The following is a 16,552-nucleotide window of genomic DNA, read 5'->3' as shown; positions in this document are numbered from 1 at the left end:
AGTCCTCGGACGCGGTGCGACACCATCCACCGTGCCCCCTTGCAGCCGCCGCAGGCAGGCCGGGATGTGACAGGGGGTGGCCAGCGGGGGTGTGACAGTGCCCCCCTCAGCGCGCATGTCGCGCCGCAGACGGCGCGACACTGGCGGTATGGCTTCTGAGCAGCACAGCAGCGGTGACGAGCTGGCACGCTTCCTGCGCGCCCGCCGCACCCAGACCAGCCCCCAGTCCGCCGGGCTCACCCCGGGCCCCGGCGTGCGCCGCACTCCGGGACTGCGACGCGAAGAACTGGCCACGCTCGCCGGGGTCAGCATCGACTACTACACCCGCATGGAACGTGGCAAGGAAACCCGTCCCAGCCCCGCCGTCATCGACGCGCTCGCCCGCGCCCTCCAGCTCGACGACGCCGAGCACCAGCACCTACGCGACCTCGCCGTCCGCGCCGCCCACTACGCACCCCAAGCCGCCCCCGCCCCCAGCCGCACCCTGCGCCCGCACCTGAAGCTGCTGCTGGAAACCGTGCGCCCGAACCCGGCCTACGTCGTCAGCCGCAGCATGGACGTCCTCGCCCACAACCCCGGCGGACTCGCCCTGTATCCCGGCCTGGCGGACTGGCCCGCAGCCCAGCGAAACCTCGGTCGCTACCTCTTCCTCCACCCCGCCGCCCGCGAGCTCTTCCCCGACTGGGACAACCAGATCCGGCACTGCGTCGCCCGCCTGCGAGCCCTGGCCGGCACCGACCCCGACGCCCCCGACCTCACCCAGCTCGTCGGCGAGCTGCTCCTGAAGAGCCCCGACTTCGCCAAGCTCTGGGACCGCTACGACGTCACGGGCCGCAAGATCACCACCAAGACCTTCCAGCACCCCCAGGTCGGAAAGATCACCCTCGACTTCCAGGGCATGGCCCTCGAAGGCACCCCCGGCCACCGGCTCGGCGTCTACACCGCCCAGCCCGGCACCCCCGACCACGACGCCATGCTCCTGCTCGACATGACCGCCCCCCGCACCGCCGAGCGAGCATCGTCCCAACAGCTGCCGTAGGCCACAGGTGCGGCATCCAGTCACGGCCAGCATCACGACTTCAAGACACCCACGCCGCCGGGAATGCTCCTCCGAGCCAGTGCGCCAGAGGGCGGCCCGCATCCGGTCCGTTCTGGAAGCGGGCCACGCGAATTGCGCAGGGTTGGAATACCGCCTCTTCGCCAGTGGCACTCCGAGACCGTCGACGCCGAAGTCGTCGGCTTCACCGGCATCGCAGGCCGCCCCCGTCACCTCTTCGTCCGCTTGCCCGACGGCCGGATCGCCCGTTCTCAACGGCTCACCGCGCCGCTGGCGGCGCAGGTAGGCCTCTTCCTCCGGGGAGCCGCCCCAGCCGCCGAAGCCCGCACGCCGGACGGCGAGCCGTACCGGCGTACGGACGAGGGCCTGGTGGTGGAGGTCTCGGCCGGGACGACACGGCACGCGGTGGTCACGGTCGTGCGCGTCCACGAATAGCGCGCACGCATCGACCGGAACGCGCGAGCCCGGACGGTCAGGCTCCGGAGTGGGACTTCTGCTGGCCCTGCTGGAGTGCGGTACGGCATGGGACGCAGAGCGAGTTCGCTCCGACGCCGTAGCGACAACAGGGCTGTCGGCACTTCGCGCAGGGGCCGATCTGGGCAGGGGCGCAGCTGAGTGCGGGGACTCTGGCTGGGGTCTGGGGGGTGGTCATGGGCGGTTCCCTTCGGATGGCGGCAGTGCTGGCAGGAACGTTTTCGCGCCGGGTATTCCGTTGCTGGCGCGTTTGGTGCTGGTGGCGAGGGCGGCGGGGCGGAGGGTGCCTGGGCCGTAGCGGGCGCGGGCGCGGTCGGTGACCGCTTCGATGGCCAGGGCGCGGTGGTCGCTGGGACCGAGGGTCAGCTGTTGGACGGCCTGGGCCGCGGGGTGGAGGTCGTGTGCGCGCAGGCTGATGCTGCGGACGCGGGCGCGCTGGAGGGCGAGCAGGTCGTACAGCTCGTACGCCGTGGTGGCGATTGCCCGGGTGTGAGCACTGGCTTCGGCGAGCGTACGGCTGCGGGTGCTGGAGCTGCGGTCGGCGTAGCGCACGGACAGGGCCAAGCCGCCGGCGGCCTGCTCCCCGTCGCGGAGGCGGGCGCCGACTTCCTCGGCGAGGGAGAGCAGGGCTCGGCGGTGCTCGGCCGGGTCCAGGACGTCGTGCTGGAATGCCCGCTCCGCGCCCAGCGACTTCGCGATCGGCTGGGTCTGGACGGTGCGCGGGTCCTGACCCTGGGCGTGGGCGTGCAAGGCGCGGCCGGCGGCAGCGCCGAAGAGACGGATCAGGGTGGGCACGGGAGTGTCGGCGATGTCGCCGACGGTGTGCAGGCCGTAGGTGCGCAGCTTGCCCGCGGTCGCCGGGCCGACCCCGTAGAGCGCCGCCGCCGGGCGCGGCCGCAGCCACCGCTCGACGTCTCCCGCCTCGATGACGGTGGTGGTGCCGGGCGGGGTGGCCGCGGCCGCCATCGTCGCGAGCATCCGGTTCGGGGCGATCGCGCACGTCGTCTGCACGCCGTGCAGCGCCAGCGTGCGCAGCCGCAGGAGCGCGGCGAGCCCGGCGGGGTCGCGGTCCCAGTAGCGCAGCGCCCCGGTGATGTCGAGGTGCGCGGCGTCCGGGGGGATCGCCTGGACGCGCGGGGTGATCCCTTGCGCGAGGGCCAGGAGCTGCGTGTACAGGTCGGTGTAGCCGGGGCGGGGGAGGTGAAAGTGGGTGTGGAGGATGAGGCGCTGGTTCATGGCGGTCACCCGGGGCTTCCGGGGCTGGTGTAGCCGAGGGACTTGAGGTCGGCGGCGCGGGTGCCGGCGGGCTGGAGGTCGGCGTACGGGTGCAGGCGCGCGCCGGTGGTGCCATTGGCGAGGGTCCGGGAGGGGGCGCCGTTCTGCGCGGGGGTGGGGGCGAGCTCGTTCTGGCCGAGGAGGCTGAGGACGGCTTCGGGTCCGTGGTCGCGGCGGGCGGCGGCGAGTTCTTCCAGGTCCCAGACCATCTGTCCGATGACGGTGCGGCGCGGGCCGCGGGCTTCGACGGTGCCGCGTACGAGCAGGAGCGCGGAGTGGAAGACGGTGTGGGCGACGGCGTCGTGGCTGTCTTCGAAGAAGGCGATGTCGACGAGACCGGCCCCGTCTTCCAGGGTCACGAAGATGACGCGCTTGCCCGACGGGATCGGTGGGGTCTGCGTGGAGGCGCGGACGCCCGCGACCAGGACCTGCTGTCCGGGGTACATGGCCTTGAGGTGGGCGGCGTCGGTGGCGCCGATCTCGCGCAGGAGCCGGTGGTGGTGGGTCATCAGGTGCTGGGACACGTCGATGGACAGCACGCTGATCTCCGCGTTCAGGGCTTCGCGGCTGGTCATCTCCGGCAGGCCCGAAGGGTCGGCGGTGACGAGTTCCCCGCCGAGGGGGAGCTGGCCGTCGGCGGGTCGGGCGCGGGTGTGTGCGTGGAGCTCGGCGGCCTGCAGGAGGAGATCGCGGCGGGTGAGCGGGCCGCGCAGCGTGTCGAGCGCGCCGATCTGGATGAGGCGCTCGGCGATCGGGAGGGCGGGGCGGGCGCGCTGCCAGAAGTCCTGGAGGCCGTTGTAGGGCTGGCCGGCCGCGATCCGGGCGACCTGGTCCTCGCTGATCCCCTCCACGGAGGACAGCGACAGCCGTACCCCCCACACCCCGGCCTGTGTCTGCTCGATGCGGTAGTCGGCGGCGGAGCGGTTCACGTCGACCTGCAGGACGGGCACGTCGTGGCGGCGGGCGTCGGAGACGATGACCCGCGCCGGCCACATCCCCGGATCGTGCTCCAGCAGCCCCGCGTACAGGGCGGCCGGGTGGTGGGCCTTGAGCCAGGCGGACTGCAGGGCGGGGACGGCGAAGGCCACAGCGTGGGCGCGACAGAACCCGTAGGCGCCGAAGCCCTTGATGATCTCCCACACCTCGTCCAGGACCGCTGGCGCGTAGCCGCGGGCGCCAGCTCCGTTCTTGAACCAGGTCTCCACCTGTGGCAGGCGGTTCTTGTCGGCGAGCGCGCGGCGGGCGACTTCGGCGAGCGAGCGGTCGCAGCCGGTCAGCACGGAGAACATGTCGATGATCTGCTCATGCCAGATCGTCACCCCGTACGTCGAGGCGAGCACCGGCACGAGGTCGGGGTGCGGGTAGCGGGGTGCGGCGCCGTGGCGGGCGGCGATGTACAGGGCGGGCATGCCGCCCTTGACCGGGCCCGGCCGGAACAGGCTGATGTCGGCGATGACGTCCTGGACGTCGCGGGGCTGGAGCCGGCCGACGAGGTCCTGCTGGCCGGGGGACTCCAGCTGGAACATCCCCACCGTGTCGGACTTCCTGATCAGGTCGAAGGCGCCGGGGTCGCCGAGGGGGACGTGGTCGGGGTTGTCGAGGTCGATCTGCCGGCCGGTGGTACGGCGGATCTCCTTCACGGCGTGGGCCATCGCGGACTGCATCCGCACTCCGAGCACGTCGAGCTTGAGCAGGCCGAGGTCCTCGACGTCCTCCTTGTCGGCCTGGACCATCGGGTACCCGCCCGGGGTCGGCTGCACCGGAAGCCGGTCCAGCAGCGCCGCGTTCGAGAGGATCACCCCGCACGGGTGCATCGCGATCCCCCGCGGGAGCGCGTCCAGGCCTTCGGCGAGCTCCCACAGCGGCCCGAACGAGCCGGCTTCCGCGGCGAGCTGCTTCAGCTCGGGCAGCTCGGCGAGCGCACCGCGGATGTCGCAGGCGCGGATGTGCGGGAACGACTTCGCGACCTGGTCGATCACCTGCGGCGCGATCCCCAGCGCCAGCCCGGTGTCACGGAGCGCGTGCCGGGCCCGGTACGTCTCCGGCATGCCCGTCACCGCGACCCGCTCGGTCCCGAATCGCTCGATGATCCGGTCGTAGACCTCCAGCCGGCGCGCGGACTCCACGTCCACGTCGATGTCCGGCAGCGACCGGCGCCGCACCGACAGGAAGCGTTCGAAGAGCAGGTCGTGGTCGAGCGGGTTCGCGGTGGCCACGAACAGGCTGTGGTTGACCATCGACCCGGCACCCGAGCCGCGGGCCGCGACCCGGATCCCCATCGCGCGGACGTCCGCGACGACCTGCGCGACGGCCAGGAAGTACGCCTCGTACTCCAGCTTCCCGATCACCCCCAGCTCGTACTCCAGCTGCCCGACCGCACGCCGGTCCCGGTCCAGACCGCGGGCGAACATGCCCGCCTCGCACCGCTGGCGCAGCAGCCGCATCGCCCCGCCCGGTCCCGGCTCGGCGCCGACAACCTCCGGCTCGGGGAAGTGCGGGCGGCCCAGCCCGAGATCGGCGACCGGATCGAGGACGCACTCCTGACCGGCCCGGACCGTCTCCGCTAGCAGCGCGGCCGCGCGCCCCGGTCCGGCGCCGGACGCCTCCGCGATCCGCTCGGCGTCGGCCTGCATCGTGGAGGGGTCCTTCAGCCAGCGCTCGCCGCAGTCCAGCCTCCGGCGGTCGATCGGCCGCAGCAGCCGGCCCGCATCCAGCACATCCGCGATCCGGTGCTGGCCCGGGTCCGCGTACCGGACCGCATTCGTCAGCACCGCAGGGACGCCGAGCTGGTCGGCGAGACCGAGCGTGCGGGCGGCCAGCCGCCGAGACCCCGGCCCCGTACCGGGCACACCCCAGCACACCGTCTCCAGCCGCAGGTTCGCCCCGGCCAGCTCCCGCCACGGCGCGAGCAGCCGCTCGGCGAGATCCGGCCGCCCCGCCGACAGGGCACGCACCGGCTCGGAGACCGGCCCCAACAGCACCAGCAGCTCCGCATCCGCGTACCGGCCGAGCGTCTCCCAGGACACCACCGGCGGCCCGCCCCCAGCACCCGCGTGCGCAGCCGACACCAGACGGCACAGCCGCCCCCACCCCGCCGCGCTCCGCGCGAGCAGCGTGACCCGCAGCGCTGGCTCCACCACATGCGCGCCACCACGCACCGGCGTCCGGGCACGGACCGCAGAGCCCGGGCGGGCCGGGGTGTGGGGGGCGACCGCGACGTCGACGCCGAAGACGGGCCGGATCCCGGCGGCCGTGGCCGCCTTCGCGAACCGCACGGCGCCGGTCACGGTGTCCCGGTCGGTCAGCGCGAGCGTCCCGATGCCACGCTCGGCGGCCCGTTTCACCAGGTCGCGGGGGTGGGAGGCGCCATAGCGGGCCGAGTAGCCGCTTGCCACATGGAGGTGACAGCCGTTGCGCATGCCCACCTCCCATGAACGAACGGTTTCGGCCGATATGGCCGGAACTCGCACCTCCAAGGTATCGAACTAAAATCGAACATGGCGAATCGGTTACTCCGAAGTACGGATGCGATCACCGGTCGGGCGTCGTCAGCTGGAAAGACGAGACCTCTGACGAGGAGGCGGCGATCATGGCTCGTCCCGTATGGGCCGGGAACCTGTCATTCGGCCTGGTCAGCATGCCCGTGGGCCTCTTCACGGCCACGGACAGCCACACCATCCACTTCCACCAGCTCCAGCGCGGCACCGCCGACCGGATCCGCAACCGCCGGGTGAACGAGCGGACCGGCGACGAGGTCGAGCTCGACGACATCGTTAAGGGCTACGACGTCGGCGGCGAGTACGTCCTGCTCGAGCCGAAGGAACTGGACGAGATCGCCCCGGGCCGCTCCCGGTCCCTGGAGATCGCCGGGTTCGTCGACCTCGCGGACGTAGACCCGATCTTCTTCGACAAGACGTACTACCTCGGGCCGCGCGGCAAGGAATACGGCAGGGTGTACAGCCTGCTGGAGCGGGCCCTCGCGAAGTCCGGCAAGGCGGGCGTCGCCACCTTCGTCATGCGCCAGCACGAGTACCTCGTCGCCCTCAAGGCCGAGAGCGGCCTCCTAACCCTCCACACGCTTCACTGGGCCGACGAGATCCGGGACCCGAATAAGGAGATCGACAACCTCCCCCGCACGACCAAGGTCTCGGCCAGGGAACTGAAGATGGCCGAGCAGCTCATCCAGGCCCTGAGTATGAAGTGGGACCCGGGCGAGTTCCACGACACCTTCCGCGAGAAGGTCGCCACCATGATCGAGTCCAAGCAGGCCGGCAAGACCGTTGAGAAGGCCGAACCCGCGGCCGAGCCGACCGGCGCCGTCGACCTCATGGAAGCCCTGCGCGCCAGCGTCGAACGAGCGGGCAGCCCTAAGGCCACTGGCGGCAAGGCCACCGCCTCCGGCACGACCACCGCCGCGAGGAAGCCCTCCGCCAAGAAGCGGATCCGCTCCGCGCCCGCCGAAGACCTCGACGCGCTGACGAAAACCGACCTCTACAAGAAGGCCGCCGCCGCCAACCTCCCCGGCCGCTCCCAGATGTCCCGCGACGACCTCGTGAAGGCACTCGCCTCCCTCGCAGGGTGAGCGGCCCCCATCGGGCTGAGCGGAGCCGGCGAGGCGGGCGGTTAGCGGCGCAGCGGAACCGGCGTCGGCAGGCCGTCCCCAAGGTCTCGTCACACGACTTCGCACCGCCCTCGTCGAGGGGGGCCTTCACGTCGGTCGTCATGTTCGGCCCAGGGAAAGGGGCCTCCGCAGGGGCGAAAGGGTGCAGGCTCAAAAGATCACGGAGAATATTTAACAAACTTCTTTCCAGCGCAGGCTTGGGTATCCAACCGTCGCGAGTTCCCGGCAGTCTGAAGCACAAACGTATACTTACGCTCCGTAGTGAAGCTTCCGTGAAAATGGCTGATTGATTCCATTCCGTGGCTGAACTAGGGGCTTGCTGCGGGCATTTGGAACAAAGAGTAGTCGGGCAAGTTCGCTTGACATAACACATCCCTGCCTCCGTAGAGTGGGATCGCCGGATGAAGACCGGCTTGCACCACCGAGGAACAGTGCGCCTGACATTCGCACAAATCCCCCTGACGTGAATTGACTATCAGGGGGTCCGCTTGGTGTGGAGGAAATGTGGCTCATTCGCCCATCAGTATCCTGTCTCAGCTCGATTTCAACGGAAACCCGTTGACCGAGGAACTCTTATCGAGGACTTTCCATCAGTTGATGGACGAGCACGGGTACGTGCTCATGTGCAACGTTCCCGAAGAATTCGACTACGTCCGGTTCTGCCGCAGTCTCGGGAATTTCGTACCGAACTACACCGGCGCCGTGGTCGGGGACGTCCGACCCGAACCCGGCATGGACGACGTCTACCACGCGGGCAACACCCGCCCCCTCACCCCGCACTCCGAGGGATACGACTTCGCCGTCACTCCGCCCCGCTACATCGCGCTGTGGTGCATCACCCCGGCCTCGGGACCCGGCGGAGAGACGACCCTCATGGACACCCGCCCCCTGGTCGCGGCCCTCACCGACGTCGAACGCAAGCAGCTCCTCGACAACGACTACGCGTGGAAAACCACGGAGGGCGTCCAGCGGCTGGGGCTGGACCTGAAAACCCGGCACCCGATCCTCGAAGAGCGATCCGGACGGGACATCGTCCGCTTCAGCTGCAACAACCTGATCCGTGAGGACGACGACTTCGCGGCCGGACTCCAAGACCGCTGGCACGCCGCCTTCGACCGCGACCACGTCGCTGTGGAATACCGCGAGCGGGACATGCTCGTCTGGGACAACTGGCGCCTGCTGCACGCCCGCAACGCATTCAGCGACCGCAGCCGACACCTGCGCCGTATCCAGATCGCCGGCTGACCGGCCTCCCGAGGAGTTGTCCATGCAACGCACCATGCTGCACAGCAAGATTCACCGGGCCACGGTCACGCAGGCGGAACTGCACTACGTCGGCTCGGTCACCATCGACCGCACCCTGATGGACGCCGCCGATCTCCTGCCCGGTGAACAGGTCGACATCGTCGACATCAACAACGGCAACCGGCTCACCACCTACGTGATCGAAGGCGAACGCGACAGCGGAATCATCGGCATCAACGGAGCGGCCGCCCGGCTGATCTCCCCCGGAGACCTGGTCATCATCATCGGCTACCAGACGGTGGCCGACGAAGAAGCCCGGACGGCGAGCCAGCACGTGGTGTTCGTCGACGAGCGCAACCGGCCGCTCTCCATCGGATCCGATCCCGCAGAGGTGCCGGAGTTCGCGGAAGCCGCCCGGCTCGTGCGCGGCGACGTGGTCGAAGGAGCCCGCCGATGACCACCACCCTGCCCTCCTCCCAGGCCCTCCCGGCCACCGACCTCACCTGCCCGCAGGCGCTGACCCACTACGACACCGAGTTACGGGCCGTCCTCGGCGCAGCCGCGGACGCGCCCGCCCCCGGCGGCGGACAGCTCGGCGGCTTCGCGCCCGCCTGGGAACTGCCCGCCATGGGCCCCGACCTCGAACGCTTCTTCGCCCCTTCCGGGATCAGCGCGCACACCCTGGACGAGGACGGCGGCAAACGCATCAGCCTCCTCAACCTGATGCACAACCCCCGTACGCGGACGACCAAGACCTTCGCCTCCCTGGTCATCGTCGCCCGAGCGGTCGCGCACATCCGCCGCACCGGCGAGCCCATCATGATCGTCACACCCTCGAGCGCGAACAAGGCCACCGCACTGCGCGACGCGGTCCAGCGCGCCCACGAATCCGGCCTGGTCACCCCGGAGCAGCTGCGCATCGTCTGCGTGGTGCCCTCCACTTCCACCGCCAAGCTCTGGAACAGCGACCTGGCCGGCGACGAAGCCTCCCGGACGGCCAATCCGCTCGCGGTCCTCACCACTGATGAGCCCGGCGACGTCAAGCACCTCGCCCGCGCCGTCGTCGACCAGGAAGCCGAATCCCTGTTCAAGGACACCGGCATCCGCCTGTGGCACTCCCTCGACCTGCGCAACTACATGGTGGCCGACGCCGTACGCGCCTTGTTCGAACGGGACTTCCTGCCCGCGGCGGAACGCACCCACGCACACTCTGTCTCCAGTGCGTTCGGCCTGCTCGGGCACTTCCACGGCCAGCAGTGGCACACCGGCAAGGACTGGCCTGGACTCGGCGGCCAGTACTTCCTCGTACAGCACCTCGGTACCCCGGACATGGTGGCCAGCCTCCATCACGGCCGGTTCGACCACCGCCCCGCCTGGACATCCCGCGACGGCCTCTACCACCAGGACCAGGACCCGCACTTCCCGCAGGTCGCACACGACCCCGAGGAACAGCTCGACGCCACCTTCTACACGCACAAGCCCGTCACCTCCCCGCGGATGAACGAGATCATCACCCGCCAGGGCGGCGGGGGCGTGGTCGTCTCCCTGATGGAATGCCTGCAGCGCTACCCGCGCATCCGCCACATGCTGGCGCCGCACGGCATCCAGCTGCCATCCGACCCGCGCGACCTGCGGGAATGGTCCTTAATCATGGCCCTGACCGGTGTGCTCAACGGCATCGACCGCGGCCTGATCGGCACCCAGGAGATCCTCGTCCACGGGTCGGGCTCCTACAGCAGCGCGGACTTCCGGGCCGCCGACCCGCGCCACCTGCGGCACATCGACTCCCTGGACGACCTGCGCCAGGTAGTCCGCACCTCCGCGGCCTGACCCCCGCGCGCCGGCGCCGGCATCCCTCACCCTTCGCCCGGGAGTCTCCAGTGTCCGCTTCACCCGCTCCGACAGACTCACACCGCGCTGCCGCCCTGCCGATCCCGCCCCGCGCGGGCGGCAGGGCGGCCGCCGGGCCCGCCGTCGCACGCGCCCGCCTGGCGTACGCGTGGAACAACAGCCCCGATCAAGGCTGGCGCACTCTGCGCCGCCTGCGCGACAGCGCGCCGCGCAGCATGCCCGTGACCGTGTCCCGGGCCGAGCAGGGGCAGCCCAGCATCGCCTACCTGGGGCTTCCCCAGGGGGAGGCGAACATCCTGCAACTCCTCGAACACCAGCGCTCCCGCACGAGCGCCGGCCCCGTACGCCGCGAAAGCGGCCGTACACGCCTGCGGGACCTGGCGGCCGGCCAGTGGCCGGACGCGGATCTCGTGATCGTGGGCGCCCAGGCCCGCCAGCTGGAACATCTGCCCACCACCGGCTCTGTGACCGCCCCGTTCCGCATCCACCTCGTGGTGGACGTACCGGCCTCGGCCGAGGAACTCGAGCAGCAGATCTCACGCCGTGAACGCTGGGAGTTCCGCCGCAACCAGCGCGAGCACCAGTGGGCCCTCGAAGAGGACGCCTCCTTGGAGGCGCTCGACTTCTTCTACCAGGCCATGCACCTCCCCACGATGCGGCGCCGCCACGGCGAACGCAGCCGTACCGAGAGCATCGACATCGCCCGGCACGCCATCCTGCGCGGAGGGACGCTGATGTTCGTAACCTCCGCCGGAGTACGCGTCGCCGGCGTCCTGTGCCACTGGTCCCCGGACCGGCGAACCCTGACCACCCGGCTGCTCGGCGTCCGCGACGGGGCCCAGGAACACTACGACGAGGGCGCCTTCAAGGCCGTCTATCACCTGCTCCTGAGATGGGCCCGGGAAAACCGGGTCGACCACGTGGACTTCTTCGGCACCGAAGCCTTCCTCAGCAAGGGCATCTTCCAGTGGAAGCGCAAGTTCGGCCCCCGCGTGACCCTCCCCCCCAACCACTTCTCCGACAAGCGCATCCGCCTCTACGTCCGCCGGGACACACCGCAGACCCGCGACTTCCTCGTCGCCAACCCCCTCCTGGCCCTCGAACCCGGCCCCCGCGGCCCCGCTCTGGTCCCCACCTACTTCACCGATTCGACCAGACCGCCCCGCACGGACATCAGCGCGAGCTGCCCGGGCCTGCCCGAACCCCGTCTCCTCGACCTCGACGTCTTCCTCGCCGGTACCACCCAGGCGCCCCTGCCCGCCCCAGCTCCCGGAACCAGGACGTGAGCGCCCCACTCGTTGCCGTCGCCGGCACGGGAGCGTTCGCCGGCGCCCTGGTGCGCGCCCTGGCCCGCCACTCTCACCCGCTGCGCCTGCACGTGCTGAGCCGGGACGGAAACCGGGCCCGGAACCTGGCAGAGATCGCGGGGAACCACGCCCACCTGGCCGAGACTCGCACCGCGTGCACCGCCGACTCCCTGGACCCCCACGACCCGCACCAACCACGCCGCCTGCTGGCAGCCCTTCGTCCCGACGTTCTCGTAGTGGCGGGCTCCGAACAGTCCCCGGCCGAGGGGCGAAGCGCGCCCTCCGCATGGACCGATCTGTTGGCACAGTCCGGCTTCGGCCTCACCCTGCCCCTGCAGAGCACCGTGGTCGCCAACCTCGCCGCCGCATGTGCGGCGGCGAGCCCCAACACCACCGTCGTCAACGCGTGCTTCCCCGACGCGGTCAACCCCCTGCTGCACGCCGCGGGCCTGCCGGTTCTCTGCGGCCTCGGCAACGTCGCCACCCTGGCCGCCGCCCTGTCCGCCCGGCTGGACCTGACCGAACCACGGCGCCTGCACCTGTTCGCCCACCACGCCCACCTGCACACTCCCGCCCAGCCGGAAGACGACGTCCGCGGCTGGCTCGACGGAGCCCCGCTCAACGGGCTGCGTTCCCAGCTCGCCCCCATCCGCTCCCGACCGCGCCAGCACCTCAACGAAGTCGGCGCCGCTGCGGGCGCAGCCGCCGTCGCGGCGCTGGCCGGCAGCGGCTCCGTCCACACCGGCCACCTCCCCGGCCCCCACGGGCTCCCCGGCGGCTACCCGGTCACCGTCGGCCACCGAGAAGTGCGGCTGCGGCTGCCCGACGGCCTCTCCCGCGAGCAGGCGGTGGCCTGGAACCTGCGCTGCGCCGAACTCGACGGCGTGGTGGTCGACACAACCGGAACCGTCCGTACGACACCGGCCGCCCTCACCGCCCTCCGCACCCACTGGCCCGACGCCCCCGGCACGTACGGCCCCACCGACCTCGACTCCGTACGCGAGCGGCTGCTGCGCCTGCGTTCCCGCCTCCGGGCCCTGCCCGCCTCCCAGCCCTCAGAAAGCACCCACCACCATGATCACGAGCAGGCCCACCCCCGACACCTCCGCCCACCAACCCCCCGCACAGCAGATTCCTGACGCCCGCGACAGCACCGAGACCAACGCCGGGCGACCGGACACGCTGCTCGCGCGGCACCGCCGCGTCCTGCCCAGCTGGGTCACCCCCTACTACGACCAGCCCCTGGCCCTCAGCCACGGCAGCGGACGCCACGTCACCGACACGGACGGCCACACCTACCTCGACTTCTTCGCCGGCATCCTCACCAACTCACTCGGCTACGACCTGCCGGAGTTCCGCGACGCCCTCCAGCGGCAACTCGCCACCGGCCTCACCCACACCTCCACCCTCTACCTCATCGAAGCCCAAGTCCGGCTCGCCGAGCGGCTGGCCGAACTATCCGGGCTCACCGATCCCGCCGTCTTCCTCGTCAGCTCCGGCACCGAGGCCAACGACGCCGCACTGCTGGCGGCACTCTGCCGAGCCCAGAACAACCACGTCATCGCCCTGCGCGACAGCTACCACGGCCGTTCCCTGACCACCACCGCGGTCACCGGACTACCCGGATGGCGCCCAAGCCCGTACTCCCCCCTGCACGTGACGCTCGCCGACAACGGCGCCAACCCTCCCGGGGAAACGCGGACCGAAGCCGACGACGAACACGCCACCCAGGCCGTACGAGCCGCCCTGGAAAACGAGGGCGGCGCCGCCGCGCTCATCCTCGAGCCCATCCAGGGACTCGGCGGCTTCCACACCCCGCCCTCAGCCCTGCTACGCCACTACGAAACCTTGGTCCGCGACAGCGGAGGCGTCGTGATCAGCGACGAGGTCCAGACCGCCTGGGGCCGCACCGGACAGGACTGGTGGGGATACCAGCTCCACGGGCTGCGCCCCGACGCCCTCACCTTCGCCAAGGGAATCGCCGGCGGCCTCCCCATGGGCGGCCTCGTCGCCGAACGGGCACTCCTGGACAGCCTCCCCGGCAAGTCCATCTCCACCTTCGGAGGCAACCCCCTCTCCTGCACCGCCGCCCTCGTCACGCTCGACGTCATCCGCGACCGCGACCTCCTGCACAACGCAGACGAGATCGGCGCCCTCCTGCTGGCACGGCTGCGCACCCTGCAAGAACGCGAACCCCACCTCGCCGCTGCCCGCGGCCACGGTCTGATGCTGGCCATCGACCTGATCGAGCCCGGCAGCGGCACCCCCGCGCCCGAGACGGCGCGCGCGTTCGTATCGGCCTGCCGCGACATGGGGCTTCTGATCGGCCTGGGCGGACCGCACGGCAACTGCCTGCGCATCGCCCCGCCGCTGACCGTGACAGCCGAGGAAGCCCTCAAGGCAGCCACCATCCTGGAGGAGTCCGCCGCCGCTACCCGCCCCGCCGGGTGAAACCCACCGGGCCGCACACACGGCCCTCGCGCCCTCGGACCGCACGGACATCCAAGGAGCACCACGTGAACATGGCAGAGAAGTACCTCATGGGCGCCACCACCAGCGAGCTGGACCGCATGCTCTTCCAAGGCGAGATGTTCCGGCCTGAGGCAGAGCGACTACTGGACCAATGCGGTCCCGGCCCGGGCGCGCGGGCGGTCGACGTCGGCTGCGGCCCCCTGGGCATCCTCGACATGCTCTCCGACAGAGTCGGCCCCGACGGCGAGGTGGTCGGCCTGGACGTGCAGGGCGAGATGCTCGCTCTCGCGCGCCAGGTCCTCGCCGACCGGAAGGCAACGAACGTCCGGCTGGTCGAGTCGGACGCCGCCACCACCACGGAAGAGAAGGCCAGCTTCGACTTCGTCCACACCCGGCTGGTCCTGATGAACGTGCCGCACTCCGCTGACGTACTCTCCGCCATGATCGCCTTGGGCCGCCCCGGCGCCACCATCGCAGTGCAGGACGTCGACTGGGTCTCCCGCGTATGCGACCCGCCCCACCCCGCCTGGACCGAGCTGGTCGACCTTATCGCCGAGTTGTGGCGGCTCAGCGGCATGGACGTCCACCTGGGCCGCCGCCTCCCGCGCCTGCTGCACGAAGCCGGACTCACCGACGTCCGAGTCGACGCCGGCATCCGCGTGTTCCAGAACGACCACCCCTATCAGACGCTCGTCGTCGACCGTGCCGAACTCTGCCGCGAGGCCTTGGTCGAACACCACCTGATCGGACACGCCGAACTCGACCGGCTCACCGCCGAACTTCGCGAGCACCTGGCGCAGCCCGGAACCATCGTCGTCCACCCCATCCTCTTCCAGGCCTGGGGCCGCGTCCCCGGCAGGGCGGGAGCCGGCTTCGTGTCCGGAAACTGATTCCACCCACAGGCAGCCGGATACGCATGACAGAGCGGCCGTGACCCCTTGCGCAGGGGGCACGGCCGCGCGGCAGGCAATGGACAGAGGACGCGCCATGGAAAAACGACGCATTGTTCGACGGCTCCTGACCGCCCAGGGGGTGAACGGCTTCGGCGACGGCCTGTGGTTCAGCATCTGGGCGATCTACCTCACCCAGATCCGGCACATCCCAGCCGGCAGCATGGGGCTGGCGATGGGCATCGGCGGCCTCATCGGACTCCTCGCCGCCGTACCCATCGGCGTGGTGGCCGAACGGCGCGGCCCGCGCGAAGTCCTGTGCACGGTCATCGTCTTACGCGGGCTGGCGATGATCGCGTACGCGTTCGTCGGCGGATTCTGGTCCCTGCTCCTGGTGACCACGCTGTTCTCCGCCGTGCAGAGCTCCGGTGTCGGCGTCCGCGTAACCCTGGTCTACGGCCTGATGCCGCAAGAGGACCGGGTCAAGGTGCTGGCGCAGGGCCGCGTCGTCCAGCACATCGCCTACGCCGTCGGCGCGGGCGGCGCCATGCTCGTTCTGGCCAGCGGGAAACCGGCGGTCTTCGTCGGCGCCGTCCTGGTCGACGCACTCGCCCTCCTGGCCACGGCCGCACTCACGATGATCGTTCCCTCAGTCCCGCCGGTACCGCGGGAGAACAGGCGTTCCGGCACCCAGGCTCTGCGAGACCTCCCGTACGTCGCGATCATGAGCACCACCGCCATGATGTCCCTGTGCTGGGCTCTCCTGGCGAGCGGGCTTCCCCTGTGGATCGCCCAGGACACCAGGGCCCCGCTGTGGACGGCCGGCCTGGCGGTAGTCGTGAGCTCCGTCGCCATCGCCGTCTTCCAGGTCCGGGTCAGCCAGCGCGCGGTCGAAGTCCCCGCGGCCGTCCGCGCAAGCCGCATCTCAGCCCTGGCCCTCGCCGCCTGCTGCGTCATCTTCGGCGCCGTTTCCTGGGCGGCCTCCCCGCTGCTCGCCACCGGAGTGATCCTTGTAGGCATGGGCGCCCACGTAGTGGGCGAGCTCTACTACGTCTCCTCACGCTGGGGGCTGTCCCTCGGGCTGATGGCCAAAAACGCCGAAGGCCAGTACCAGGGCGTCACCGCCAGCACGGAGGCAGCTGTCGTCGCCATGGGCCCTGCGCTCGTCACCTCGCTGGTCACCGGCCTAAGCCAAATCGGATGGATGATCCTCGCCGCCCTGTTCGTCCTGTCAGCCGCCCCGGTCGGCGCCCTCACCCGTCGCGCAACCCGAGACGACTTCCGGGCCGCAGCAGGCGGCCAACCCTCCACCCAGAACGTCAAGGCATAAGCCCGTCGCCGCGCTCGCCGCTCAAAGCCT

Annotated in this window: 13 protein-coding genes; 11 read left to right on the top strand and 2 right to left on the bottom strand. The window is 70.8% G+C overall.

Annotation, left to right across the window (positions count from 1 at the left end; all coding sequences use genetic code 11):
* The first annotated feature begins 148 nt into the window (after positions 1 to 148).
* Positions 149 to 1,039 (top strand): helix-turn-helix transcriptional regulator, encoded by an 891-nt coding sequence (locus ACZ6S8_RS31290; protein WP_365626682.1) that lies wholly within the window; start codon positions 149 to 151, stop codon positions 1,037 to 1,039.
* Positions 1,040 to 1,171: 132 nt separating this feature from the next.
* On the top strand, positions 1,172 to 1,492 hold the full coding sequence (locus ACZ6S8_RS31285) for a hypothetical protein (RefSeq protein WP_469460792.1): 321 nt from the start codon (positions 1,172 to 1,174) through the stop codon (positions 1,490 to 1,492).
* Between the two features lie 213 nt (positions 1,493 to 1,705).
* Here ACZ6S8_RS31285 and ACZ6S8_RS31280 read toward each other — a convergent pair whose 3' ends face one another.
* On the bottom strand, positions 1,706 to 2,767 hold the full coding sequence (locus ACZ6S8_RS31280) for a DNA polymerase Y family protein (RefSeq protein ID WP_469460791.1): 1,062 nt from the start codon (positions 2,765 to 2,767) through the stop codon (positions 1,706 to 1,708).
* 5 nt (positions 2,768 to 2,772) lie between these two features.
* Positions 2,773 to 6,225 (bottom strand): DNA polymerase III subunit alpha, encoded by a 3,453-nt coding sequence (locus ACZ6S8_RS31275; protein ID WP_469460790.1) that lies wholly within the window; start codon positions 6,223 to 6,225, stop codon positions 2,773 to 2,775.
* Between the two features lie 170 nt (positions 6,226 to 6,395).
* Here ACZ6S8_RS31275 and ku point away from each other — a divergent pair, with 170 nt between their 5' ends.
* From ku to ACZ6S8_RS31230, 9 genes are all read left to right on the top strand, one after another.
* The gene (gene ku, locus ACZ6S8_RS31270) at positions 6,396 to 7,388 is read left to right on the top strand and encodes a non-homologous end joining protein Ku (RefSeq protein WP_469460789.1); all 993 of its coding nucleotides are present in this window, start codon (positions 6,396 to 6,398) and stop codon (positions 7,386 to 7,388) included.
* Positions 7,389 to 7,931: 543 nt separating this feature from the next.
* Complete coding sequence (locus tag ACZ6S8_RS31265; protein ID WP_469460788.1) at positions 7,932 to 8,672, top strand: TauD/TfdA dioxygenase family protein; 741 nt, start codon at positions 7,932 to 7,934, stop codon at positions 8,670 to 8,672.
* Positions 8,673 to 8,694: 22 nt separating this feature from the next.
* On the top strand, positions 8,695 to 9,129 hold the full coding sequence (gene panD / locus ACZ6S8_RS31260; RefSeq protein ID WP_469460787.1) for an aspartate 1-decarboxylase: 435 nt from the start codon (positions 8,695 to 8,697) through the stop codon (positions 9,127 to 9,129).
* Positions 9,126 to 10,502: a DUF6002 family protein gene (locus ACZ6S8_RS31255; RefSeq protein ID WP_469460786.1), complete on the top strand. Its 1,377-nt coding sequence runs from the start codon at positions 9,126 to 9,128 to the stop codon at positions 10,500 to 10,502. The genes panD and ACZ6S8_RS31255 overlap by 4 nt, the downstream gene beginning before the upstream one ends.
* A 50-nt stretch (positions 10,503 to 10,552) precedes the next feature.
* Positions 10,553 to 11,809: a hypothetical protein gene (locus tag ACZ6S8_RS31250; protein WP_469460785.1), complete on the top strand. Its 1,257-nt coding sequence runs from the start codon at positions 10,553 to 10,555 to the stop codon at positions 11,807 to 11,809.
* The gene (locus ACZ6S8_RS31245; RefSeq protein WP_469460784.1) at positions 11,806 to 12,969 is read left to right on the top strand and encodes a hypothetical protein; all 1,164 of its coding nucleotides are present in this window, start codon (positions 11,806 to 11,808) and stop codon (positions 12,967 to 12,969) included. The genes ACZ6S8_RS31250 and ACZ6S8_RS31245 overlap by 4 nt, the downstream gene beginning before the upstream one ends.
* The gene (locus ACZ6S8_RS31240; protein WP_469460783.1) at positions 12,905 to 14,281 is read left to right on the top strand and encodes an aspartate aminotransferase family protein; all 1,377 of its coding nucleotides are present in this window, start codon (positions 12,905 to 12,907) and stop codon (positions 14,279 to 14,281) included. The genes ACZ6S8_RS31245 and ACZ6S8_RS31240 overlap by 65 nt, the downstream gene beginning before the upstream one ends.
* 71 nt (positions 14,282 to 14,352) lie before the next feature.
* Positions 14,353 to 15,192: a methyltransferase domain-containing protein gene (locus ACZ6S8_RS31235; RefSeq protein WP_469460839.1), complete on the top strand. Its 840-nt coding sequence runs from the start codon at positions 14,353 to 14,355 to the stop codon at positions 15,190 to 15,192.
* Positions 15,193 to 15,289: 97 nt separating this feature from the next.
* Complete coding sequence (locus tag ACZ6S8_RS31230) at positions 15,290 to 16,522, top strand: MFS transporter (RefSeq protein WP_469460782.1); 1,233 nt, start codon at positions 15,290 to 15,292, stop codon at positions 16,520 to 16,522.
* Positions 16,523 to 16,552: the final 30 nt, after the last annotated feature.

This window comes from Streptomyces sp. NPDC048461 (genome assembly GCF_055587105.1).
Note: the sequence above shows the minus strand (reverse complement) of the source record. Positions and strands in the feature narration are given on the sequence as shown.

Coding starts and splice junctions, on each gene's coding strand:
- ACZ6S8_RS31240 (WP_469460783.1), top strand. CDS start 12,905: ATGATCACGAGCAGGCCCACCCCCGACACCTCCGCCCACCAACCCCCC.
- ku (WP_469460789.1), top strand. CDS start 6,396: ATGGCTCGTCCCGTATGGGCCGGGAACCTGTCATTCGGCCTGGTCAGC.
- ACZ6S8_RS31280 (WP_469460791.1), bottom strand. CDS start 2,767: ATGAACCAGCGCCTCATCCTCCACACCCACTTTCACCTCCCCCGCCCC.
- ACZ6S8_RS31235 (WP_469460839.1), top strand. CDS start 14,353: ATGGCAGAGAAGTACCTCATGGGCGCCACCACCAGCGAGCTGGACCGC.
- ACZ6S8_RS31255 (WP_469460786.1), top strand. CDS start 9,126: ATGACCACCACCCTGCCCTCCTCCCAGGCCCTCCCGGCCACCGACCTC.
- panD (WP_469460787.1), top strand. CDS start 8,695: ATGCAACGCACCATGCTGCACAGCAAGATTCACCGGGCCACGGTCACG.
- ACZ6S8_RS31230 (WP_469460782.1), top strand. CDS start 15,290: ATGGAAAAACGACGCATTGTTCGACGGCTCCTGACCGCCCAGGGGGTG.
- ACZ6S8_RS31275 (WP_469460790.1), bottom strand. CDS start 6,225: ATGCGCAACGGCTGTCACCTCCATGTGGCAAGCGGCTACTCGGCCCGC.
- ACZ6S8_RS31290 (WP_365626682.1), top strand. CDS start 149: ATGGCTTCTGAGCAGCACAGCAGCGGTGACGAGCTGGCACGCTTCCTG.